At 61.1% G+C, this 22730-nt stretch carries 28 protein-coding genes and 1 riboswitch; of the genes, 18 read left to right on the forward strand and 10 right to left on the reverse strand.

Annotated features, from left to right (window positions below; genetic code table 11):
* The first annotated feature begins 2 nt into the window (after positions 1-2).
* Positions 3-1349: a TldD/PmbA family protein gene (locus SCM96_03020; GenBank protein ID MDW7759593.1), complete on the forward strand. Its 1347-nt coding sequence runs from the start codon at positions 3-5 to the stop codon at positions 1347-1349.
* 7 nt (positions 1350-1356) lie between these two features.
* Here SCM96_03020 and secA2 read toward each other — a convergent pair whose 3' ends face one another.
* From secA2 to SCM96_03040, 4 genes are all read right to left on the reverse strand, one after another.
* Positions 1357-3840, reverse strand: a complete 2484-nt coding sequence (secA2, locus tag SCM96_03025) for an accessory Sec system translocase SecA2 (GenBank protein ID MDW7759594.1) — start codon at positions 3838-3840, stop codon at positions 1357-1359.
* 60 nt (positions 3841-3900) lie between these two features.
* Positions 3901-4086: a hypothetical protein gene (locus SCM96_03030; protein ID MDW7759595.1), complete on the reverse strand. Its 186-nt coding sequence runs from the start codon at positions 4084-4086 to the stop codon at positions 3901-3903.
* A gap of 206 nt (positions 4087-4292) precedes the next feature.
* A complete protein-coding gene (locus SCM96_03035) occupies positions 4293-5246 on the reverse strand; it encodes a radical SAM protein (GenBank protein ID MDW7759596.1) in 954 nt (317 codons plus the stop codon).
* A gap of 205 nt (positions 5247-5451) precedes the next feature.
* Positions 5452-5655, reverse strand: a complete 204-nt coding sequence (locus SCM96_03040; protein MDW7759597.1) for a DUF6485 family protein — start codon at positions 5653-5655, stop codon at positions 5452-5454.
* Between the two features lie 198 nt (positions 5656-5853).
* Here SCM96_03040 and SCM96_03045 point away from each other — a divergent pair, with 198 nt between their 5' ends.
* Positions 5854-6102 carry a BrnA antitoxin family protein gene (locus SCM96_03045; protein ID MDW7759598.1) on the forward strand — a complete coding sequence of 83 codons (249 nt, stop codon included), beginning with the start codon at positions 5854-5856 and terminating at the stop codon, positions 6100-6102.
* Positions 6103-6111: 9 nt separating this feature from the next.
* On the opposite strand, the gene SCM96_03050 is transcribed toward SCM96_03045, so the two are convergent.
* Both SCM96_03050 and SCM96_03055 read right to left on the reverse strand, forming a co-directional pair.
* Positions 6112-6549, reverse strand: a complete 438-nt coding sequence (locus tag SCM96_03050) for a hypothetical protein (protein MDW7759599.1) — start codon at positions 6547-6549, stop codon at positions 6112-6114.
* The gene (locus SCM96_03055; GenBank protein ID MDW7759600.1) at positions 6470-7438 is read right to left on the reverse strand and encodes a hypothetical protein; all 969 of its coding nucleotides are present in this window, start codon (positions 7436-7438) and stop codon (positions 6470-6472) included. The genes SCM96_03050 and SCM96_03055 overlap by 80 nt, the downstream gene beginning before the upstream one ends.
* 106 nt (positions 7439-7544) lie before the next feature.
* Between SCM96_03055 and SCM96_03060 the strand changes: the two genes are divergently transcribed.
* The 4 genes from SCM96_03060 to SCM96_03075 all read left to right on the forward strand — a co-directional run bounded on the left by SCM96_03060 (position 7545) and on the right by SCM96_03075 (position 9618).
* Positions 7545-7823: a hypothetical protein gene (locus SCM96_03060; protein ID MDW7759601.1), complete on the forward strand. Its 279-nt coding sequence runs from the start codon at positions 7545-7547 to the stop codon at positions 7821-7823.
* 181 nt (positions 7824-8004) lie between these two features.
* Entirely contained in the window at positions 8005-8208 is a 204-nt protein-coding gene (locus tag SCM96_03065; protein ID MDW7759602.1) for a type II toxin-antitoxin system VapB family antitoxin, read from the forward strand.
* Positions 8196-8582, forward strand: a complete 387-nt coding sequence (locus SCM96_03070; protein ID MDW7759603.1) for a PIN domain-containing protein — start codon at positions 8196-8198, stop codon at positions 8580-8582. The genes SCM96_03065 and SCM96_03070 overlap by 13 nt, the downstream gene beginning before the upstream one ends.
* A gap of 148 nt (positions 8583-8730) precedes the next feature.
* A complete protein-coding gene (locus SCM96_03075; GenBank protein ID MDW7759604.1) occupies positions 8731-9618 on the forward strand; it encodes an HAD family acid phosphatase in 888 nt (295 codons plus the stop codon).
* A gap of 4 nt (positions 9619-9622) precedes the next feature.
* On the opposite strand, the gene SCM96_03080 is transcribed toward SCM96_03075, so the two are convergent.
* Positions 9623-10057, reverse strand: coding sequence for a hypothetical protein (locus tag SCM96_03080; GenBank protein MDW7759605.1), 435 nt, complete (start codon positions 10055-10057; stop codon positions 9623-9625).
* A 243-nt stretch (positions 10058-10300) separates the two neighbouring features.
* On the opposite strand from SCM96_03080, the gene SCM96_03085 reads away from it, so the two are divergent.
* From SCM96_03085 to SCM96_03140, 12 genes are all read left to right on the forward strand, one after another.
* Positions 10301-10765 (forward strand): DUF6036 family nucleotidyltransferase, encoded by a 465-nt coding sequence (locus tag SCM96_03085; protein MDW7759606.1) that lies wholly within the window; start codon positions 10301-10303, stop codon positions 10763-10765.
* A 68-nt stretch (positions 10766-10833) separates the two neighbouring features.
* Positions 10834-10982: riboswitch (molybdenum cofactor riboswitch) on the forward strand.
* Positions 10983-11211: 229 nt separating this feature from the next.
* The gene (locus tag SCM96_03090) at positions 11212-12153 is read left to right on the forward strand and encodes an ABC transporter substrate-binding protein (GenBank protein ID MDW7759607.1); all 942 of its coding nucleotides are present in this window, start codon (positions 11212-11214) and stop codon (positions 12151-12153) included.
* 4 nt (positions 12154-12157) lie between these two features.
* Positions 12158-13186 (forward strand): iron ABC transporter permease, encoded by a 1029-nt coding sequence (locus SCM96_03095; protein MDW7759608.1) that lies wholly within the window; start codon positions 12158-12160, stop codon positions 13184-13186.
* Positions 13183-13989 (forward strand): ABC transporter ATP-binding protein, encoded by an 807-nt coding sequence (locus SCM96_03100; GenBank protein MDW7759609.1) that lies wholly within the window; start codon positions 13183-13185, stop codon positions 13987-13989. The genes SCM96_03095 and SCM96_03100 overlap by 4 nt, the downstream gene beginning before the upstream one ends.
* A 203-nt stretch (positions 13990-14192) precedes the next feature.
* Positions 14193-14474 (forward strand): type II toxin-antitoxin system RelE/ParE family toxin, encoded by a 282-nt coding sequence (locus tag SCM96_03105; protein ID MDW7759610.1) that lies wholly within the window; start codon positions 14193-14195, stop codon positions 14472-14474.
* Between the two features lie 13 nt (positions 14475-14487).
* Complete coding sequence (locus SCM96_03110; protein ID MDW7759611.1) at positions 14488-14805, forward strand: HigA family addiction module antitoxin; 318 nt, start codon at positions 14488-14490, stop codon at positions 14803-14805.
* A 106-nt stretch (positions 14806-14911) separates the two neighbouring features.
* Positions 14912-15163 carry a type II toxin-antitoxin system VapB family antitoxin gene (locus SCM96_03115; GenBank protein ID MDW7759612.1) on the forward strand — a complete coding sequence of 84 codons (252 nt, stop codon included), beginning with the start codon at positions 14912-14914 and terminating at the stop codon, positions 15161-15163.
* Entirely contained in the window at positions 15160-15597 is a 438-nt protein-coding gene (locus SCM96_03120) for a TA system VapC family ribonuclease toxin (protein ID MDW7759613.1), read from the forward strand. The genes SCM96_03115 and SCM96_03120 overlap by 4 nt, the downstream gene beginning before the upstream one ends.
* Before the next feature lie 187 nt (positions 15598-15784).
* Positions 15785-16195, forward strand: coding sequence for a preQ(1) synthase (gene queF / locus SCM96_03125; GenBank protein MDW7759614.1), 411 nt, complete (start codon positions 15785-15787; stop codon positions 16193-16195).
* A 146-nt stretch (positions 16196-16341) separates the two neighbouring features.
* On the forward strand, positions 16342-17283 hold the full coding sequence (locus SCM96_03130) for a DMT family transporter (protein MDW7759615.1): 942 nt from the start codon (positions 16342-16344) through the stop codon (positions 17281-17283).
* 112 nt (positions 17284-17395) lie between these two features.
* On the forward strand, positions 17396-17818 hold the full coding sequence (locus SCM96_03135) for a response regulator (protein ID MDW7759616.1): 423 nt from the start codon (positions 17396-17398) through the stop codon (positions 17816-17818).
* Positions 17815-20841, forward strand: coding sequence for a histidine kinase dimerization/phosphoacceptor domain -containing protein (locus tag SCM96_03140; GenBank protein MDW7759617.1), 3027 nt, complete (start codon positions 17815-17817; stop codon positions 20839-20841). Before SCM96_03135 ends, SCM96_03140 begins: the two co-directional genes overlap by 4 nt.
* A 133-nt stretch (positions 20842-20974) precedes the next feature.
* Here the strand turns inward: SCM96_03140 and SCM96_03145 are convergent, their stop codons facing one another.
* The 3 genes from SCM96_03145 to queC are packed head-to-tail and all read right to left on the reverse strand — an operon-like array spanning position 20975 to position 22618.
* Positions 20975-21604: a 7-carboxy-7-deazaguanine synthase QueE gene (locus SCM96_03145; protein ID MDW7759618.1), complete on the reverse strand. Its 630-nt coding sequence runs from the start codon at positions 21602-21604 to the stop codon at positions 20975-20977.
* Positions 21573-21920, reverse strand: a complete 348-nt coding sequence (locus SCM96_03150; protein ID MDW7759619.1) for a 6-carboxytetrahydropterin synthase — start codon at positions 21918-21920, stop codon at positions 21573-21575. The genes SCM96_03145 and SCM96_03150 overlap by 32 nt, the downstream gene beginning before the upstream one ends.
* The gene (gene queC, locus SCM96_03155) at positions 21917-22618 is read right to left on the reverse strand and encodes a 7-cyano-7-deazaguanine synthase QueC (GenBank protein MDW7759620.1); all 702 of its coding nucleotides are present in this window, start codon (positions 22616-22618) and stop codon (positions 21917-21919) included. Before queC ends, SCM96_03150 begins: the two co-directional genes overlap by 4 nt.
* Positions 22619-22730: the final 112 nt, after the last annotated feature.

Here is a 22730-nt window from a genome sequence, read left to right on the forward strand (position 1 = left end):
ACATGGATATCCGGAAAATCGGCGAAGACACCGTCAAGAAAGCCGTCAAGGCCGGCGCCCACGAAGCGGAAGTCTGCCTGGAGACGGTCAAGAGCTTCAATGTCGGCGTTCGAAACGGCGAGGTCGAATCCCTCAAGACGTCCACGGCCAAGGGCCTCGGCCTGCGCGTCTTCATCGACAAGCAGTACGCCTTCTCTTATACGTCCGACCTTTCGGCGGCGGCGATCGAGGACGCAGTCAAGCGGACCGTGGATATGGCCCGGATGACCGAGGCCAAGCCCTGGCACGGACTCCCCGATTTCGGTCCGCAAAAGCCGCCCGACCTCGACATCTTCGACCCCGGGATGGAAGCCGTCCCCGACGAGAAGAAGATTGCCATCGCCCGTGAGGTCGAGAAGATCGCTCTGGCGAGCGATGAGCGGATCACGAACAGCTACGGCGGTTCCTTTTCCAACGGGATGCGCGAGGGCGGGATCTTCAATTCAAAGGGCGTCTCCTGTCTCCTCAAGGAAACGAGCTGCGCCTTCAGCGTGTCCGTGATCGCCGGCGAAGGCGCCGGCATGCAGGGCGGCGGCTGGTCGAGCGCCAAGAGGTATTTCAAGGATCTTGCCCCCGTCGAAGAGGTCGCCAGGACGGCGGTCGAGCGGACGACGGCCATGCTGGGCGCCCGCCCGACGGCCACGGCCCGGGTGCCGGTCGTCTTCGACCGTTACGCCGCACCCTCCTTCTGGGCCGGGATCCTGAGCGCCCTGAACGGCGACGCGGCCTTCCGCAAGACGACCTTCATGGCGGAGATGCTGGATCAACCCATCGCATCGCCGCTCATCACCGTCGTCGACGATCCGACGATTCCCCGGCACATCGCCGCCACGCCGTTCGACGGCGAAGGCGGGGCCGTCCGGAAAAACACCGTCATCGACAAGGGCGTCCTCAAGATGTTCTTTTACGACTCCCAGACGGCCCGCAAAGCCGGGGTCCAAACGCCGACGATCGCCCGCCGCGGCGGCTACAAGTCCGGACCGTTCGCCGGCTATCTGAACATCATCGTGGCCAACGGCGCGAGCCGGCCGGAGGACCTGTTCAAGGACATGAAACAGGGTCTCTGGGTCCACGGCATGCGGGGCACCGGGACGGACGCGACGACGGGAAGCTTCTCTGTCGGCGTCTCCGGATTCTGGATCGAGGACGGCAAACCCGTCCATCCGGTCGACGGCGTGACGCTCGGCGGAACGACGCGCGATATCCTGAATGCGATTGATATGGTCGCCGACGATCTCGACATGCGCGGCGGGCTGAGCAGCCCGTCCTTCCGCGTGGCGGAGATTACGGTCGGCGGCAAAAAGGGGTAGGGCCGGCTTAGGATTTCCCCTTCCGGGAACGATTTCTCTTCAGCCGTGCGGCGAGAAGCGTGAAGATGAAGAGCGGACCCATGACGGCGGCCGCCCCGGCCGAGAAGCCGATGTTCGTTCCCTTGAGCATCTCGACGCCCCATCCGAATTGATCTTCGTTGAGGACATAGGTCCAGGTCGAGGAGGGTCCTCGCAGGCTTTCCATCTCCGGCAAGGCGGCCTTTTCCTGGTCGACAAGCCCATTCAGCGCCTTCTCAACGTCCTGCTCGATCCTGTCTTGCAGACCGAGAAACGACTCGGTCGCGGCTTTCTGGAATTCCCCGAGCGGCTCCCTGCGGCCCAGAGAGACGAGGTGGATGCTTTCCCTCAAATCGGCCAGGGCGGCGAGATGGTCGGCCCAGCTGAGATCGATCCGGTTCAGGACGATCCGGCGGGCGGTTGCGTTGAACGGCCCTGGTCCGAACCGGGCCGATCCTTCTTTCTCAAGTTTCGGGGAGGGACGAAACGGCGTTTCGATCCCGGAACGCGGATCGAGAACCGCGTCCCGCCAACCGGAGACGATTTGTCGTTGGGTTTCCAGGAGGGAGGAATATCTCCGAAGAGCCCGGCGGATGTCGAAATTCCGGCCCTCGATGACGCGCTGGGCATGGAGGATTTCCCGGCGGAGGAGCTTGTCGTCGAGATCTCCATCCCGCGGTCCGAGGCCGTGGCGGGCCATGATTTTCGAGCTAAGACCGTATTTCACGAAAATGTCGTCTTCGAGACTGATATAGAAACGGGATGATCCGGGGTCACCCTGCCGTCCGGCCCGGCCGCGCAGTTGGAGGTCGATGCGCAGGCTTTCGTGGCGGTTGGTCCCGATGACGTGAAGTCCTCCCAGGGCCGTCACGCGGTCGTATTCCTCTCCGTTCGGGCCTCCCAGACGGATGTCGGTGCCGCGGCCGGCCATGTTCGTCGAGATGGTCACCGCTCCGGGCGCGCCCGCCCGGGCGATGATCCCGGCTTCGCGTTCGTCGTTTGCGGCGTTGAGGACTTCGCAGGCCGTGCCGGCCGCCCGCAGCGCGGCGGCCAGGTCCATGGATTCCCGGACGCTCGATGTGCCGACGAGGACCGGCCGGCTTGTTTCGTGGATTCGGACGAGATCACGGACAAGGGCCTGGATCTTGGCGGCTTTGTGCGTGAAAACGGTGTCCGGAAAATCGCGCCGGATGCAGGGCCGATGCGGGGGGATGACGAGGACGCTGGTCCCGTAGAATTCCCCGAGTTCCCGGACCGAGGAGGCGGCGGTTGCGGTCATGCCGCAGAGAAACGGATAAAGCCCGAAGAAATGCTGCAGGGTGATGGAACCGATGATGTGTCCTTCGGGCCGGCCGCCGAGATTCTCCTTGACCTCGACGGCGGCCTGGAGGCCGTCCGGCCAGTGGCGTTTGTCCATGACCCGCCCCGTGAACTCGTCGACGATCTCGATGCGGCCGTTCCGGACGATGTAGTCGACGTCGCGCTCGAGCAGGGCCTCGGCGTGAAGCGCGCAATAAACCGCGGCCAGGAGCGGTGCGTTGTCTTCGGCGAAGAGGTTCCGGCAACCGAGAAGGTTCTCGACTTTTTGGAGACCGGAGTCCGTAAGATAGACATTCCGCCGTTCATCGTCCGTTTCATAATCCCGCCCGGCTTCAAGACGGCGGACGGCGGAGGCCGGGCGGACGGCGTCGAGGGCGCCGTTCTTGACGATCCCGGAAATAACCAGAGGCGTCCGGGCTTCGTCGATAAGAATGGAATCCGCCTCGTCGACGAGGGCGACATCAAAAGGCCTCTGGACGAGTTCGCCGGGCTCATAGGCCAGCCGGTCGCGAAGGTAATCGAAGCCGGCTTCCTTGGCGGTGGCATAGACGACGTCGCAGGCATAGGCGGTCTGCTTCCGGGACTTTTCCATTCCTTCCTGGATGACGCCGACCGAGAGGCCGAGCCGGCGGTAAATCGGGCCCATCCAGGCCGCGTCGCGGCGGGCGAGATAGTCATTGAAAGTCAGGACATGAACGGACCGGCCGGCTCGGGCGAAAAGCACAGCGGGAAAGACGGCGGCCAGGGTTTTGCCTTCCCCCGTCGGCAGTTCGGCGATCTTGCCTTCGGACATGGCCAAACCCGCGATAAGCTGGACGTCGTGGGGCGTGAGTCCGATCATCCCGCGCGCCGCTTCGAAGACGAGAGCAAAGGTTTCGATTGCGGCTTCCCGGGGAGACGATTCGGGATCAATCTGTCCGGTCGGGTGATCCGCAATCACTTCCCGCGGCGTTTCAAAATTGCGGTCGGGCCCCCGGGAGAGGCGGGCAGCATGGATGTCTTCGACGGTTTTCTCGTAATCCGCGATATCCGTTTCCAGAGGGATTCCGCGGAGCTTGTTGAAGGCCGTCCGGAGCTTGGCGTGGAGAGCCGTCTTCGGGCGTTTTCCCTTGCCGGGTTCGTTGCGGGCGCATGGCGCATCTTTGTCGAACATGGAGTTCCTCCTCTCGACGTTTTTCGGGGTTTCGCGAAAACGCGTAGAAAAAAGAGGAGGTCAGAAAGGCGGACTTCTCGGTAAAACAGGCTGAAACGCCGGGTCGATAACGGAGGGGATGGCCGGGGGAGCGCCTCTCGCCCGATAGATGAGAAGGCAGGGAACGAGGAGGGACAGGAATACGAACGGCAGCGGGACGAGAATGAGGATCAGGCCCAGAGCCGGAACCAGCCACCGCATATTCATTAGAAGAATTCTATCCCCGCGCCGGGCATCCGTCAAGAAAAGATCGTGCCGCCGAAAAGCTACCCGGAAATTTCCGGCAAAAACACATTTCCCGTTCCTTGGATTGTTGAATGAATGTCATAGCCGGGTCTTTGTCCTGAAAAACCGAGCCGAGAACAGCCCGGTATCGGTGTTGGGCTTTGGCTCAGAGTCGGGGTGGGGTCGTGTCAAGACGCCGGGGTGTAATAAATGCGGCGGGAGCGGCGGACGGGCCGGACGCGGCCTTCGGAGATCAAGACGTCGATCGTTTTCCGGATCTCATCGGGATGGCGTCCGAGAGTCGCGGCGATGTCGGCGATCGTCACGGGCCGTCGCCGCACCATGTCCAGGACGGCCGCGGCCGTTTCTTCCTCGGCCGGCGGACGCCGGGCATGATGAAAATCGGCGATGACTTCGGCCGTCCCGCCCAGAAAATCCCGGATGGTTTCCAGATCCTCCCGGCTGAGCGCCCGGACGGTCTTTTCCGCCGGGGGCCGGACGGCCGTGTTGAGGTGAACCTTGTCGGGCTCGATCTCGGCGATCAGAGCTTTGAGTTTCCGGAGATGCGCCGGGCCGTCGTTCAGGCCCTTCAAGAGCATGACTTCCAGCCAGATTTGACCGGGGAACCCGCGGCGGAAGGCCTTGAGTCCCGCGATCATCTTATCGAAAGTCAGCGAGGCATGTGGCCGATTGACCCGACCGAACATCGTTGAGGTGGCCGCATCGAGGGAAGGGACGACGATATCAGCGGCCAGAATGTCCCGGCGGACATCCCGGCGGTGAAGGAGCGTTCCGTTGGTCAGGACAACGACGGGAATATCGGTCATGTCCTTGATCGCCCGGACGATCCGGCCGATGGACCTGTTGAGCGTCGGCTCGCCCGATCCCGAAAACGTGATGTGGTCGATGCGCCGTCCGGATTCGACCGCGGCCCGGACCTGGGCCAGAACCGCCTCGACATCCACGAAATCCCCGCGCCTGACGGTCTTGCGCGGCGTCCGGCCCAACTGGCAATAGACACAGTCGATCGTGCAGGTCTTGGGGCGCAGGATGTCGATACCGAGCGAGTAGCCGAGCCTCCGCGACGGCACGGGGCCGTAGACATGGCGGCGGGTTTCCCCCGCCCTCGAATTCTTTTTCATGCGGTCGCCTCTTCAAGTCCGGACCCCGTTATCGGGGCAATCCTATTAAGATCCGCGGCAGATGCGGGAGGGCTCCCGGAGAAAATCGGCCGAGGATCGAGCGGACACGGAATCCCGGCCCGGTCTCGGAGACCGATGCCTGGGAACCGGGACCGGACATAGGCCGAGACGGCCATTCGCGCGCGGATGGAATAGAATGAGCGGATCAAACCTTGTCCTTGTAGACTTGAATGAACCGGCGCAGGGACCGGTCCCAGGTTTTCTCGACGTCGTCGGGGAAAAGACAGGCGGGAAGTTCCTTGTTCCTCCAGTGGTAGGCGAGGCACTCGCAGCAGACGCCCTTGCGGCTGCACGGATCGTACGTGCAGTTGCAGCGGGCCATGTTTTCCCGGACGTTGCATTCCTTCATCGCGTCGCCTCCGTCAGCGGATTTTCACAATTATATCAACTCCGTGGCCCGAACGCACGCTTGACATGCGTTCTCTGATGACATACATTGTATGTATGAAAGAGCTTGTTTTTGTCTGGGACGACAATAAGGATAGAACCAACCGGCGCAAACACGGGATCTCGTTTGAGGAAGCCAAAACCGTTGGGAGATGATGTCATGAGAAAAACATATGATTTCACCGGAATGAAGTCCCGAAAAAACCCTTATGTCAAATATCTCAAACAGTCGGTCACGATTCGTCTGGATCGGGATACGATTGCTCATTTCAAAGCGCTGGCCGAAGAAACCGGTTTGCCGTACCAGAACCTGATCAACCTGTATCTCAGGGACTGCGCCGTTCATGGACGGCGCCTGGAGATGCGTTGGCAACCCGAGCTTGGCTCCGGATCGAAGGTTGCGGAATAAGCGGAAGACTTAGGAAACGGATTTGTGAGACGGGACATTAGGACCCGGGTGTCGGGGAAAAACGGCTCGGCGGATCCTGCCGAGGAATCTTCTCAGGGCCGTGATGCCCGGGATGACTCGTCTCGGTTTTGTGGCCGCGTCGATATCGTCCGTCTTTACCATAGGCGGCGCGGGCGTTCCTTTTTGCGCAACGACAAGCGGCCGGTAAATGGGCTGGAACGCCTGGTGGCGGAACCACAACAGGCCGGAGTCGGGCAGGATAAAATCCTGCGCCCGGCCGTCAACGGCTTTGCTGACGACGCGCGTGACGGCGCCCAGGTCGGCGGCCAGGTCGAGTTCGACCTCGTAAGAGCCGGGTTTGTCGACCTCAGGAAGGCAAATCTCGACGGACGCGCTTTCGCCGGGGCGAACGTCGCGGGGAAGGGCGAACAGCCCGAAGAATTCCAAAAGCAACTCGCGCTTTGCCGTAAAAAGGCGGGCGCCGAGCTTGACGGCGCCGCGGCCGTCTTCGGGAGCGGCAAGCCATATCGTGTCGCCGGTGTTGACGGCCGTAACCGTGAGCTTCGGCGAAACCCGAACGCGGCGCCGCCGTCAAACCGGCCAGAAGCTTCCGGGGCGAACGGCTGTCCGGTCCGGCGCTTCCGGCCTTGCGGACGACGAAGATGTCGTGGGGATGGCAGTCCGATTGGTGATGGGTGATGCCGCCGAGGGACGTCCCTCGAAGATAGGCGGCCAGGTCGTTTCGGTCGAAACCGCGTTCGAGGATGCCGTGTTCCTTCATGACGGCGACGGAGGCGGGCAGACTCCGGCGGGTGATGCCCATCTCGGCGATCTTGTAGCGGGCGCCTTCGTCGGACGGCGCGGGATCAGGAGGAGGAACGCTTTCGATGAGACGCCGCCCGATTTCCTTGATTTCGGTATGGGGCCATGCGGCGAGATGGCGGGTCATCCACTCCCTGTCTTGGTCCGGAGATCTCAGATGATCGGGCAGAAGCTCGGGAAGCATTTCGCGCACGGGGAACCAGCGTCCGCAGCCCGTGCAGCATAAAATGTCTTCGGCCACCTCGACTTCGGTGTGGCGTCCGTCGATGACGGGTGAAGCCGCCGCGGCCCTGAGGAGCTTGAGGAGAGGCGACGGAAAGCCTGCGGTATCCGCGTTCGACAGAGGCTCGCCGGAAACGGGCGGCAAAGGGCCGACAGGCGCTCCGGACGGGCCCATTCTCCGGTGCGGCGACATCCGCATGGCCGTGCGGCAGGGTTTCTCGACAGGGGCAAGAAGGACAAGCCCGCTCAAGCACACCGGGCAGGCGGCCAGATCGAGGAAGGGGTAAAACACGCCTTGGAGTTTAGCGCCCGGCCCGATGGGTGTCAATGCCTGCCGGGCTTGAACGAAATCTCTTGCGGTGATAATCTCGGTCCGTCACCCGATTACGAGTCGAACAATGGTTTGCCGTCACCTCGCACCCCTCGAAAAAGATCTTCTCGAGGCCGGTTTCCGGGAGACGTTCCGCGGCCGGGCCTGGACGAAGAACTGCAGGGAGTGGGTCTATTTCGATGTGGTGTTCGATATCGAATCCGTCCTGGCCCGGATGCTTTTCGACCCCTGCGTGGAAATCCACGAAAATCTCGACCCGAAATCCGGAACGGAACGGGGGTTCTTCTGTTCGGAGTGCCTCGATGGTGTCATGGGCCTCATCGCGGGAGATAGAATCTACCTCTAGCGTTCAGACTCATAAATCCGTTTCAAAAGCTTCTGAAAACTTTCCCCCTGGTCCGGAAAACTGCTCCGAACTTGCGAGAATGGGAATTTCTGAATACTGGGAGCGTCTCTTCTCATGTGGGCAATTTTTTTCTTGACACCATATGCATAAATAGAAGACATTATGCATATGGAGGGCAGTTATGCGCACGACTCTTGATTTGCCGGAAGATCTGATTGAAGAGGCCATGAAAGTGACGGGAATTCCGACAAAAACGCGGGCCATCATTACCGCCCTGGAAGAGATGATCAGAAAATCCCGGATATCCGGAATAAAGAAATTCAAGGGGAAGATCGAGCTGGAAATCGATTTGGCTGTCTTGAGAGGCCGCCGGTGCAGGTCCTAGCGGATACGTCCGCTTGGGTTGCGTACTTCCGGGGAGACGGGTGCTGCGCGGATCTTGATGTTCTGATCGATGAGAACCTAGTTGTGGCCAATGATCTCATTCTTGCCGAACTGGTCCCGTTTTTAAGGATTCGCGGGCTGCACAGGGTTATTGAATTGCTGAATGCCGTCAAAAAATTGAAGATGTCGATCGAATGGGATCAAATCATCGAGTTTCAATATCGATGTCTCAAGGACGGACTGAACGGAGTCGGAATTCCCGATCTGATCATCGCTCAGAATGCCAAACAGCATCGATGCGGGATTCTGACTTTGGACGGTCATTTCGCCCGCATGAAAGATATACTCGGACTTGATCTGGTCTTGAAGCCTTGATGCCATTAGGCCGTTATCGCCTGAGGCATGTTTTGTGATAAGGTAAGTGAGAAAGCACGGGGATTTCCGAATCGGCAGGAAAGTTGCCGTGTAGGCCATCAAGATCCGGAAGAGATTTCGAGAGAATTCCAAGGTAGGAGAACGAGACATGATTCGCAAGGGATTCATTCCGGCGATTGTCCTGACGGCCGCGATCGTTGTGGCGGCTGTCTTCCCGGGCTGTGCGGTCGTGAGGACGCCAGTCCCAGGACATGCCGAAGCTCCTCCCGCGGCATTGCGCGATACCCATGAAATGCTCGACACCGTCCTTTGGGTCCAGACCTCCGCGGAATTCCGGATCCTGGCGAAGTCCGCTTTCGCCCGGGCGGCGGCGGTGCTCGACGCCGCGCTCGTCGACGCCGGTTGGACGGCGGCTCTGGAACAGACCGAGCCCTTTGAGGATCTTCCTCCGGCCGTTATCCTGGATATCGATGAGACCGTCCTCGACAATTCGCCCTTCCAGGGGCGCCTCATTGCCGACCGGATCGTCTTCGACCGGGCGCTTTGGACGGAGTGGACCCAGCGGCGGGCGGCGCCTCCCATTCCCGGAGCGCCGGACTTCCTGGCCTACGCGGTTGCCAGAGGCGTGACGGTGTTCTACGTCACCAACCGGGATGCCTCCCAGGAAGAGGATACCCGGCAGAATCTTCTTGACCTCGGCCTTCCGGTCCGGAGGGATATCGACAACGTTCTCACCCGGAATGAAAACGGCTGGACGTCCGCCGACAAGAGCGAACGCCGCGCTCACGTCTGCCGGGATTACCGGGTGCTTCTGCTCGTGGGCGACGATCTGGGGGATTTCGTCTCGGGTGCGAGGGATTCGCTGGAGAAGCGCACCCGGCTCGCCGATGCCCACTCCGCTTATTGGGAAGACCGATGGATTCTCATCCCAAACCCGATGTACGGATCCTGGGAATCCGCTCTCTACGGGTTCGATTCCCGGTTACCGGAAAAGGCCGTTCTTGACGCGAAATTCAAGGCCGTGAAGATGTTTTAGCTGATTAAAACGCTCCGAGCTGGCAGCGCTTGATCTTGAACTTCATGCCGTCGGCCAGGAATCCGGCCGCGGCGCGAGGGATGCCGAATCGCCCGGCGAGGGCCCAGATCGAGGCGCAGGAGAGACTTCCGTCCGAGTCGACCGCGGCATGAGCGGCCTCTTCGAATCCGCCGGGCGTCTCCGGCTCTTTCCAATCGGGCTGATCCCAGGCTTTGGCGTGACCGGGAAATCCAAAGAGGCCGATCTGGCACCGGCTGAGATGGACGTCGAGGTCGTCGGCCGCCTCGCCCACGGTCTTGGGCGCGACGCCTTTCTCCGCCGCCAGGGCGAAGGCCGCCGTGCAGTCGAGTGTGCCGCCTTGGATGCGGTCGCGAACGGCCTCGGCCAGCGCAGGATCAACCGCCCGGTTGACGGCCCGGTCTTTATCTTTGAGCGCCATGGAAACTCCTCTCTTGTGGATTGACTTCTATGTATCATCCCCTACGCGGCCCTGTCAACGCGGGCCGGCATCATCACGCCAGAAAAGCCGATTTGTGATAAAATACATCTATGAAAAACGGAGTCAAAATCGTCCGGCTTGAGAGAGCGGACGATCTCGATTTCGAGCGCTGGCTGAAGGCGTCTCCGGCCGAGAAACTGGACACGCTTCAATATCTCCGGGAAATGGTCTATGATCTGAAAAATGAGAGTCGAAAAGGATTACAGAGAGTTCTTACAGTTACTCGCCGCGAAAAAGGCTAAATATCTGATCGTCGGAGGATTCGCCTTTTCCTTTTATGCCGAGCCGCGTTACACGAAAGATATCGATATCCTTGTCGAGGCGACGGAAGAGAACGGGGCCAGAATCGTTGCCGCCATCGCTGAGTTCTGGGGAACGAAACCGGAGGTCGAGCCGGCCGACTTCCTGCAGCCCGACGTGATCGTCCAGCTCGGCTTCGAGCCGGTCAGGATCGATATCATTACGGCCTGTGCCGGGATCAAATTCCGTTCGGCCTGGAAAAACAGAACCAGGGCGAAATACGGCGATGTCGATGTTTTTTTTATTTCGCTCGACGATCTGATCAAAAATAAAAAAGCGGTCGGGCGGGACAGGGATCGACTCGACGTCAAATATCTCGAGAAGGTCAGAAAGGCAAAAGAGAAATAGATCGAGGTCCGTTTGCCTCTCCGTTGTGCCTTGTGATAATATCGCGTCTCGAACCCGCGGCATCGTGCGGCGGGATCGATCTCCGAACGGCCGGGCCTAAAGAGCGGCGCACAGCCCTCCACGGCCGGTCGTCGATGCGCCGGTCCTGAACCGGCCGAGGTCGGGATGGAAACGCCCCGGCCGCCCGTGCTTGGAAAGGAGAACCCGTGATTCGCTCAACGCAAAAGCATCTCATCAATCGGAATATTACAATCTGTCTTTGTTTGATTTTTGTTGTTATGGTTTCATTGGTGGTGCGGGAGCTATATTCGACACCCTCTGCTATCATTTCTGCCACAACCGCAACCCCCCCGGCACGAGACTCCGCCAGATCAACTGCCCAACCCCCTCTCATCATCACCGACGCCTCCGGGAAGGATATCCGCCTCCCCGCCCTCCCGCAGCGCTTGGCTGTCGTCGGGCGCGGGCCGCAGTACCTCCTCCACCTCCTCTACATGTTCCCCGAGGGTCCCGACCGCCTTGTCGGCATGGAGCAGCGGGGGAAAACGGCAAGCGACTTCCTGACGGCGCTTTTCCCGGGAATCGACGCCAAGCTCACGCTCCTTCCCAATCCCGGCCCCGAGGCCGTAGCCGGACTCCATCCAGACCTCGTCCTCATGAAAGGCACGGGTTCCGATCCGCTGGCCGACGCCCTGGCCAAGGTCGGCATCCCGACGGCCTTCCTGAACCTGGAAACGCCGGAGGAGTACTACCGGGACATCGTCAATCTGGGCGTCCTCCTGGGAAACAACGCCCAGGCCGACCGGATCGTCGCCTTCTACAGGAAAAACGTCGCCCGTGTCGAAGAGGCGCTCTCCGGGCTCACCGCCGCCGACCGGCCCTCCGTCCTCGTGGCCATGGGCAACATGCAGCGCGGCAAATACGCCGTCCGCGTTCCGGCCGTCCCCTGGATGCAGACCTTCCAGGTCCGCGCCGGCGGCGGCAGTCCCGTCTGGCTTGACGCCGCAGAGCGTGCGGGCGGCTGGGCCGTCGTCAACCTCGAACAGATCGCCGCCTGGGACCCCGACCGCATCGTCTTCATCGTCTGGTACTCCATCGAAGCCCCGGCCTTCCTGGACTGGCTGGCCTCGGACCGCCAATGGAAAAACATCCGAGCCGTCCGTGAGGAGAACGTCCGCTACTTCCCCACGGACTTCTATGGCTGGGACAGCCCCGACGTCCGCTGGATTCTCGGCCTGACCTGGATGGCGGCTTCCCTCCACCCCGAGCGGTTCCCGGACTACGACATCGCAAACGAAGTCCGGAGCTTCTATGGCGAACTCTACGGCCTCGACGCCGCGACGATCGACGCCGAAATCGTCTCCCGCATCAAGACCGACTTCCGCTGAGCCGATGAACACCGCCCCCAACCTCGAAGACGACCGCACGACCGCCCGCCTGCGCACCCGCCGGATGTGGATCATTGCGGCGGCCGTCGTCTTCGTCCTCATTCTTTCGGTCTTCATCGGTCGCTACCCCCGTCCCGGTCTGACCTCGGTTTCCGACCTCCTCGACAACGAGCTGGCCCGCACGCTCGTCCTCCATCTCCGCCTGCCGCGCATCCTGGCCGCCTTCCTCCTCGGCGCCGTCCTCTCCGCGGCGGGCGCGGTTTTCCAGATGATCTTCCGCAACCCGCTCGTCGACTCCGGATTTCTCGGCGTCTCTTCGGGCGCGGCCTTCGGCGCCTCTCTCGGCATCGTCTATTTCGGCGGCTCGGCCCTCGGTGTCCAGTCGGCGGCGGCCGCCTTCGCCTTCCTTGGCCTCGCGGCAAGCTACCTCATCGCCCGGCGCATCCGCTGGGGCGACTGGATCTTCCGCCTGGTTCTCGCCGGGATCTCGATCGGTGCGCTCTACTCGGCCGGAACGGGCATCCTCAAGTACCTGGCCGATCCACAAAAGCAGCTCCCCGACATCACCTTCTGGCTTCTCGGCGGGCTGTGGGCGATCACCTGGCCTGACCTCTGGCAGGTTCTGCCCGTGGCCGCGGCCGGTCTCGTCATTATGGTTCTCATGCGCTGGCGGCTGAACCTCCTGGCCATGCGCGACGAAACGGCCTTCTCACTTGGGATCACGCCGGGGCGGGAGCGGATCGTCCTTCTTGCGGCCGCGGTCGCCGCAACGGCCGTCCTGGTCTCCAAGGCCGGGCAGATCACCTGGGTCGGGCTCATCGTCCCCCACATCGCCCGGCGGATCGTCGGCTCCGACGCCCAGCGCATGCTGCCCGCCTCCATCCTCATCGGAGGGATCTTCGTCCTCGTCTGTGACGACCTGGCCCGGGCCGTCCTCTCCGGCGAAATCCCGCTCGGCATCCTGACCTCGCTCTTCGGAACGGCGGTCTTCATCGCGCTTCTTTCGACACGCCGCCTGAGGTTGAAATCATGAGCGGCGCGCCCGCGATCTCCGTCCGCGGCGTCTCCTTCGCCTACTCCGAAGCCGGACCCGACGTCCTTCGCGATGTTTCGCTCGACATCGGCGGCGGCACGCTCTGCGCCCTTCTCGGACCTAACGGCTCGGGGAAGACGACGCTTCTCAACCTCATCCTCGGCTGGCACAAGCCGTGGGCGGGGCGGGTCGAGATCGGCGGGCGCCCGTCGGACGGCCTGACGCGCCGCGAGATGAGCCGGGCCGTCGGCTTCGTCGCCCAGGAGGAGCCCCTCGGCTTTGAGCTCAGCGTGCTCGAATACGTGCTCCTGGGGCGCGCGCCCTATCTGGGGTTCCTGGAGATGCCGGGGCCGGAGGATCGGACCGCGGCCGAATCCGCGCTGGATACGGCCGGCGTCCGGAAGTTCCGCGGCCGGACGCTCCCGACCCTGAGCTCGGGCGAGAAGCAGCTCGCCTCGCTGGCCCGTGTCCTGGCCCAGGATCCGGGCGTCTTTCTTCTCGACGAGCCCATGTCTCATCTCGACCTGGCCAACACCCAGCGGATCTGCTGGACGCTCGAGACCCTCCGCGACCGGGGCAAGACCGTCGTCTTCACGACCCACGACCCCAACGTCGCCTCGGCCTCGGCCGATGTCGTCGTCCTGCTTCTCAAGGGGCGAATTGTGGCCGCCGGTTCCGTCCGCGAGACCCTCACCGCCGACAACATCCGCGCGGTCTACGGCGTCGAGGCCGAGATCCTGGAGGGCAACGGCCGCCCCGTCGTCCTGACGCGCCTGCGGCGGCGCAAGCCCGCGGACGGGTGATTTCGGCGGCCCGGTGCTATAGGGATCATGGAGTGGGAATCTCGGCCTCTTGCGGACGTCTTAATAAATGGACATAGAATGCGGATTGACTCGGACAAGGAGCTATTCTGTCTGTTCAACGAGGCCCGCAAATTCGCCTGGAAGGGGGAAACGACTCTCAAGGCGCTGTTGACACGCGTCACGTTACGAGTTACATTATTGCCGTGATCAAGACCTTCAAGGACAAGATGACGCAGGAGCTTTATGTTGCGGGCGACTCCGGGAAGTTCCCGCCGGACATCACCCGGCGTGCCGTTCGAAAGCTCGAATACATCGATTTGGCCACATGCTTGAGTGATCTTAGGATTCCTCCCGGAAACAGACTTCATGAGCTCGGAGGGGATCGAAAAGGACAGCATGCGATTGCCATCAACGACCAGTGGCGCATTTGTTTCCGTTTCGTCGACGGTGACGCCTACGATGTCGAGATCACGGACTATCATTGAAACGAGGTGAGCCATGAGCATCCCCAATACAAGCGGAAGAAAGATCCGGCCCACGCATCCCGGCGAAATGTTGAGGGAAGATTTCATGCCTGATTACGGGCTGACGGTCATGGAGCTCGCCAAGGCCCTGGGCGTTTCGCGTCAGACGGTCAACGAGCTTCTCCGGGAGCGTCGGGCGGTGAGTCCGGACATGGCGCTCAGGCTGGCCCGTTTGTTCGGAAACTCTCCCGCATTCTGGCTGAACGCCCAGAGGGCGGTCGATTTGTGGGATGCGGCCCGGACCATAAAAAACGACATCGCGCGAATCAAGCCTCTGCCGGCGGTCCGATAAGGAAGCACAGCCCACTCCGGCATTTCGGTAACGTCTGTAAAGATAGATAATGGGCGATGGGAAAGTCTGTTGATTTCCCAAAGGGAGCTGTGATATGGTTAGCCATATGAAGACAACCATACATATTCCCGACAGCCTGTTTAATGAGGCCCGCAAGGTCGCCCGGATGGAGGGAACGACTCTCAAGGCGCTGGTTGAAGAGGGGCTCAGAAAGGTGGTCGCCGAACGCAGCGGACGCAAGCCCGGCGTCTTCAAGCTCCGCAAGGCGTCCTTCAAGGGGCGGGGAATCCAACCCCACCTCGCCGGCGTGACCTGGGACCAGATTCTCGACATCAGCTACGAGGGTCGGGGCGGATGATCGCCGTCGACAGCAATCTCCTGGTCTATGCCCACCGCGAGGACTCTCCGCTACACGCAGCCGCTCTCAAGAGCATTGTCGGGCTGGCGGAAGGGCGTGCCCCGTGGGGCATTCCCTGGCCCTGCCTTCATGAATTCCTGGCCGTCACGACCCACCCGAGGATCTACGCTCCGCCGACACCGCTCGCGTCGGCCGTCGCTCAGATCGAAGCCTGGTTCGAATCGCCCGGCCTGGTCCTGTTGGCCGAGGACGAGGCTTACTGGCCCCGGCTCCGGGCACTCGTTCTCGACGGAAAGATCTCCGGGCCCAAGGTCCATGACGCCCGCATTGCGGCCATTTGTCTTCAGCAGGGGGTCGAGGAGCTCTGGACCGTCGACCGCGACTTCAGCCGCTTCCCGGCCCTCCGCGTCCGCAATCCCCTCAAATCAGGTTAACCTGATTCATTCAAAGAATGCCGATGTGTTGCATAACTCATGTCCGATCGACAAGGCTGCCTGCCGCGCCGTTCGAAAGATTGAAACGCGATGAGCCGTGGGCATCAGCGCTTGCCCGTGCTCCGCAAGAGATGTATAATCTTTCTTTTACGCGCTGCACCGCCGCCGGCGCGATGAAAGGATCGTTATGCCGAGATACACCGACAAGGAGGCCGTAGCCGGGCTCAAGGACAAACTCCCCGCCCTCGAGACTTTCGCAAACCAGTTTTCCGACTACGAGATCCGGATCGAGATCCCGGAATTCACATCGCTCTGCCCCAAGACGGGTCAACCCGATTTCGGGACGATCGAAATCCGCTACACGCCGAAGGAGCGGGTCCTGGAACTCAAGTCCCTGAAGGAATACATCCTGGCCTACAGGAATTTGGGAATTTTCTATGAAAACGCCGTCAACCGGATTCTGCGCGATGTCGTCAAGGCCTGCAAGCCCGCCGAGGCGACCGTCGTCGGCGAGTTCAATCCGCGCGGCGGCATGATGTCCATGGTCGAGGCCCGTTTCCGGCGCCGCCGCGGCCGGCCGCGGAAAAACCAAGGCTGAACCCTCCGTTCTAACCGATCCCGAATCATGTGTCCCCGCCGCGCCGTCGTTTTGAATCTAGAAGCACCGGGTAACCCTTGTTTTCCGGTAACCGGCGGCAGGGAAGACAGAGAGAAGGACACGTGGCGATGGAGGAGAACGCCGTGATGGATGACGCCGGGATCCGTACGCCGAACAACAACGCGGCCCGCTTCGGCCGTTCAGACCTGCTCATGATCCTGGCCGTTCTGTTCTGGGGCGTCAATCTGTCCGTGATCAAAATCGGTTTGCGCGAGTTCACCCCGCATGCCTTCAACGGCCTCCGGTTCGGGCTGGCGTCGCTCATTTATGCAGCCTGGCTCCTGGCCGGCCGTGCCAAACCCGCGTTCCGAAAGGGAGACGTCCTGAAAATCGCCGGGCTGGGGCTGGCCGGCGTTACCGTTTACCAGATATTTTTCATCCATGGGCTGGCCCTGGAGCAGGCCTCCACATCGGCCGTCATCATGGCCATGACCCCGATTTTCATCGCTCTCCTGAGTTCCGCCTTCCGCTTCGAAAAGATCACCTGGGCCGGCTGGCTGGGCATCGGCCTGTCCTTCGTCGGCCTGGCCGTTGTGATGAACGGTCCTGACGGGTCGCTTATTCGAGGCGGCATCCGCGGCGATCTCATGATCCTGGCCGCGAATATCTGCTGGGCCGTCTACACGGTCTTCGGAAAGCCGATCCTGGCCCGCATGGCGGCTGTTCACCTTGCGGCCATGACCACGATCGTCGGGACAGTCCTGTATCTGCCCTTCGCCGCCCGCGATCTTCTTCAGGGCGAATGGCGGGCGGCTTCCCCGGCGGCCTGGGGCGCCGTCGTCTATTCCGCAGTCTTTGCCGTTGTCATCAGTTTCGCAATTTGGTATGCATCCGTCCGGCGCGTGGGCAACGCCAAGACCGGAATCTACGGCAACCTGATCCCGATCTTCGCCGCCGTTTCCGCGGCCGTCATCCTGTCGGAAAAACTTACGCCGCGGCTGGCGGCCGGCGCCGCCGTCATTCTGCTTGGGGTTTACCTGACGCGCTCCGGCTATCGGTTTTTCACAAAAAAGCGTTCGGCGGGGTGATTGACAGACCTTTGCCGGTTCCCGTAAACTACTCGAAAAGCCGATTGTTAAGCTCAGTCTCGGGGGGTCGGAGGATTGAGAGGGAACGACGATGCCGAGGTGATGGGACCGAATGGGGAACGCTTTGAAAACCAACCCGCTGAAAATCCTCATTGTCGAAGATGAGGCCATTATCGCCATGGAGATCAAGGAGCGGTTGGAAAGCCGGGGCTGGGTTGTCTGCGGGACGGCGATAACCGGAGATGAAGCCGTGAGGCTGGCCGAGACGACATGTCCCGATGCGGTTCTTATGGATATCACCCTGAAAGGCGGCCGGGACGGGTTCGATACGGCAAGGGAGATCCGCAGCCGATTCGGCACGCCCGTCGTTTTTATCACGGCGTCTTTGAGCACGGATGTCCTGTCGCGGCTCGGCGAGTCCGAGTCTCCGAAATGGGTGAGCAAGCCCTTTGACGAAAAAGATCTCTTCGCCGCTCTCGAGGAGGCCGTGGCTCTCTCGGGCGCTGCTCCGGGACGGTTGCGAACTGAAGGATGAGGACAAACCGCCTCCTCTGTGCCGTCGTTCTTTTCCTTGTCACCGCAGCCGCCGCGCCGGTTCCCGGCCTCGCTCAGAGCTACCTCGTCCACGTCTATACGGAAAACGACGGGCTCATCAACAACCAGGTTCATGGGGCGGCCCAGGATGCGAAAGGCCGGATGTGGTTCGCGACGCGGGGAGGCGTGTCCATGTACGACGGCTTTTCCTGGCATGGGTGGTCGACGAGCAACGGCCTTTCCGGAAACGTCGCCATGGATGTCGCCCTGGATGTCGACGGACACCCCTGGTTTCTCATCACGTATCTCGAAGGCACGATCGCCACGATCAGGGACGGGAACATCTTTTCCGTGCCCCTTCCGGTTTCCAACGAGATTCCGCTCGAACCGATTCTCCTGGCCGCCGGAATATCGGGAGGCGCGCCCGCCTTCCTGGTCGGCACGAGATACCGGGGACTTTTCTTATATCACGGGGATGAATGGCGGCGATATCACACTCCGGACGGACTGTCGGGCGGCGCGATCAAAGGGCTTCTCTTTTCCGACGGCGCGTTTTATGTGGCCACGGAAGGCGGCCTGTCCGTCATCCGCGACGGGAAAGTGGACAATGCCCTCAATGACCGCCACCCGGTTTTGAAACGCGGCGTTCTTGCCCTGTCCGGGGGCGGGAGAGAGCGGAAAGGGCGGATCTGGCTGTGCGGTCCCGACTGGGTCGGGTTTCTTGAAAACGGGAAATTGACGACGCTTCATGCTTCGGCCGCGCTGTCGTTCCTGTCACGATCTCCCCTGGTCAGGCCCGTATCAACTTCTTCCCTGGTCCGGATCGCGCCCGACGGATATGGCGGATGTTTTGTAGGAAACGCCGTGGTGCTGATGCACTGTCCCGCAGACGGAAGCCCGCCTCTCGATATCGATGTCGAAAGCGGTTTGGCCGGTGCCGGCGCGGCGGGAATGGCTCTCGACAGAGAACGGAATCTCTGGGTGGCCAACCCCCGCGGAGTCTCCAAGATATCCGGTTTGCGGTTCTTGAACTTCCAGAAAACTCACGGCCTGTTCGGCGATGAAGTGAGCGCGATCGCCAAGGTCGGCCCGGGTCGGTTGATCCTGGGGCACAACGGCGGCTTGAGCTATCTGGGCTCCGACGCGATTCGCGCCGCAAGCCTGGAAAAAGAAGACGGCCTGATTGCCGCGGAAAACAGGGTTTTGGATATTCAAACCGATGGAGACGGGATGCTATGGATTGCGACATCGGGCTATGGATTGGGCAGCGTTCGACATGAAGGTCCCGTCCGTTGGATTGGAAGAGGGGAGGGCATCGGCGGAAAGGTGCGCACGCTTTTTATCGACGAAGCCGGGACTTTCTGGGTGAGCACGGGGCCGGAGCTCTACATTCTGCAAGACAATCGTTTTATTCCGGTCCCGTTGCCGGACTTCAATCAGATGTATATCAGGAAAATTTTTCAGGGTCCCGAAGGATCGATCGACCTGGCAACCAACCGACATGGACTTTTGCGAATTTCTTCCGGGTCGTGGCGCCAAATCTCCCACCCCGAAAGACCGGCAGCCAATAACGTCTATGCCGTCCACCTTGATCGGCAAGGCCACACCTGGGTGGGGACGGAGGCCGGATTGTTTTTTGTCCGGAATGGGCGCCTTGTCGAATCGGGGGCGGAGACCTTGTCGATCGAACGTCCGATCTACCTCATCGTCGAGGATCTCCGCGGCCGCCTGTGGTTCGGAACGGACAACGGTGTCATCCGCTGGGACGGTTCGGACCTGACTCTGCGGGTCTACGCGACACGCAGCGGATTGGCCGGTCTGGAGATCAACCGTTCGGCCGGAGTGGTCGACGGCGAAGGCCGGTTGTGGATCGGCACGAACTCGGGGGTATCTTACTACCGGGAAGAGTACGACCCGGATCCCGCAGACATTCCGGTGCCCCATGTCGAAATCACGGCCTTGGATATCAAGGGCCTCTCAGTTCCCTTGCAAGAGCCTCTTCGGTTGAATCACTCCAAAAACCACTTCACCTTTCATGTTTCGGCGCCTTCCTTTATTGACGAAACGGCCGTGCGCTTCCGAACCCTTCTTGAGGGTTTCGATACCGTGTGGAGCGAACCTTTCCGTTCGCTGGAGCCCAAAATTCTTTATATGAATCTCCCTCCCGGCCGGTATCGTTTTTATATTCAGGCGGCCAATGCCCTCGGAGTTTGGAGTGCACCGGCCGTGTCACCGGTGATCCGGATCTCCCGGGCGTTCTGGCAAACGGTCTGGTTTGCGCTTTTGGTTCTGGCCGTCGGGGTGGGGATCAGCGTCGGGGCCTTTCACTTTGTGGCGGCGCATCGATACGCCAATCGTCTTGAACGCGAAGTCGAGATGAGAACAGCCCAGCTCCAGGCCTCTCTCTCGGAGAAAAACGTCCTCCTCAAGGAAATTCATCACCGTGTCAAAAACAATCTCCAAATCATCTCCAGCCTGCTTTTTCTCCAGGCCCGGAAAATTCAAAATGATGAGGATCGATTCGCCCTGAAAGAAAGCATGACACGGATCCGGACCATGGCTCTTGTTCATGAGACGATCTATGGTTCGGCGAATCTGGCCGCCGTTTCCGCCCGGGCCTATTTTTCAGCCATTATCGATCAGTTGATGTCGACATTCGGCATCGATAAAGAGCGGGTTTCGATTGATATCGAGGCGACGAACATCGCCTTGACCGTCGAGACGGCCGTGCCCTGCGGCCTGATTGTCAACGAGCTGGTCTCGAACGCCCTGAAGCATGCCTTCCCCGAGGGGCGAAAGGGCCGGATCGAAGTCCGGATGGCACTGGACGAGCCCGAGTCCGGGATGAGGGACCCGAAATACCATCTTGTCGTCAAAGATGACGGGAAGGGGTTCGGCGACGATTTTAACGTCCTCAATATCGAGTCGCTCGGCTTGAGGCTTGTTTTTAACCTGGCGACTCAACTCGGCGGCTCGGTCGAAGTCGATCGGGAAGAAGGGACGACTTTCACCATCCGGTTTTGAAGTCCCTGTCACGTCGCTTTCCGCACTTCCTATCACCAGCGGCCCTGATTGAATCGCCATTGAAGTCAGGCGATTCTTGCAACCCGCCGTGTTCAAGAGGAAGCATCGGATCGCTTGCCAAAGCCAAGCAACGTCAATTTAAATTATGGATTTTGTGGAGCTGTGAGGAGAGGCGGATGTTGGGGAGGCCCTCGGCGAGGGCGTGTTCCAGAAGCCGGAAGGCTTTCCGGGCGCTCCAGGCGGCGCAGGATTGGGGTTGAATCAGGACGGGAGTTGCCGCGGGAAAGGCGGCCCGGACATCGCGCAGAACATCGAACGACAGGCTGCGGCCGGCGACCAGCTTGACTTCACGGGCCCGCCGCGTCCATTCCGATCGGACGGCGTATCGCGGCGGCTTGGGCGAGATGGTCAGCCAATCGAAGGGGATGCGTCGATAAAGCGTTCCGTTGGTTTCGATCTGGATTGGAAGCCCCGCCTTTCGGAGGCGGCGGGCGAGAGGGCCGATGTTCTGAAGAAAAGGTTCGCCTCCGGTCAGGCAGATCCAATCCGCGGGAAAGTTCCGCCTCAGGCCTTCGATTTGGGCCATAATGTCTCCGACCTCGCGGTCCTTCCCCTCCTTCCATGCATACTTTGTGTCGCAGAAGGCGCAGCGGAGATTGCAGCCCGCAAGCCGAACAAAGATCGTCGGTTGGCCCTGACGAAGGCCCTCGCCCTGGACGGAGGTGAAGACCTCAGAGATCTTCAGAATAGACGGCCGCGGCATCCTCGGACTCCCAGACGGTCACGGCCCGGACCGGAAAGCGCTTTTTCAGGTCCTCGAAAAACCTCCGGGCCAGGTTTTCGGCCGAGGGGTTGAAGGGATAGAGGTCGTTGAGCAGGCCGTGATCGGGCAGGATCTCCGCAAGAGCCGCCTTGATTTCCGCGAAGTCGATCCCGATTCCGGCCTTGTCGAGTTCATGGACTTCGATTTCGACCTCGACCCGAAAGGTGTGGCCGTGGAGCTTTTCGCACTTGCCCTGGTATTCCTTCAGGTAGTGCGCCGCGGAAAATTTCTCCCGAACCTTGAGACACCAACTCATCGCCGACCCTCCTTTTTCAAGCGCACTTCGAGATGATCTTTTTCCCCCGCCTCCCGCCAGGCCTCCCGGCGCAGGAGGCAGGCGGAACAGCGGCCGCAGGGCGCCTCCGTCCCCGCGTAACACGAAACGGCCGTGGAATAATCGACACCGAGCGAAAGGCCCAGACGGATGATGTCCGATTTTTTCAGGCCGGCGAACGGGGCCAGGATGCGGATCGGAGGCGCGCCGTATGCGGCCCGGGTCCCGGCCCGGACGGCTCTTTCCATGGCCCGGACGAATTGCGGGCGCGTATCGGGGTAGTCGGGGGAGTCGATGACGTTGAAGCCGCAGACAATGTCCTGAATGCCCCGAGCCTCAGCCCAGGCGGCGGCCAGCGACAGAAAAATGCCGTTTCGGAAAGGCACATAGGTCGCAGGCGGCCCGGGCCGGATGTCGCTCCGCCGCCGGCACCGGGGCAGGGGGATTTTCGGGTCGGTCAGGGCCGAACCGCCGAGTGGTCGGAGGTCGACCTTGAGAACGGCGCGGGGAACGCCCAGGCGCCGGGCCGTGCGGGCGGCGGCGCGGAGTTCGATCCTGTGGCGCTGGCCGTAGTCAAAGATCAGGGCGAAGACACGCTCGTAACGGGCGAGCGCCCAGCCGAGGGCCGTCGTCGAGTCGAGCCCGCCTGAAAAGAGAACGACGCAGGATTCCTGTTGCATAATTCCTGCTTCCGATCATAAGCGACGACCGCGCCTTTTTCAAGAAAATTGATATAATCATCACCGTTGTCTTATAATGGAAAACCGGTTCGGGCCGATGCCGCGGAATCTT

It is taken from the genome of Acidobacteriota bacterium, from assembly GCA_033549365.1.
GTDB lineage: Bacteria > Acidobacteriota > Aminicenantia > Aminicenantales > Saccharicenantaceae > JAWSUF01.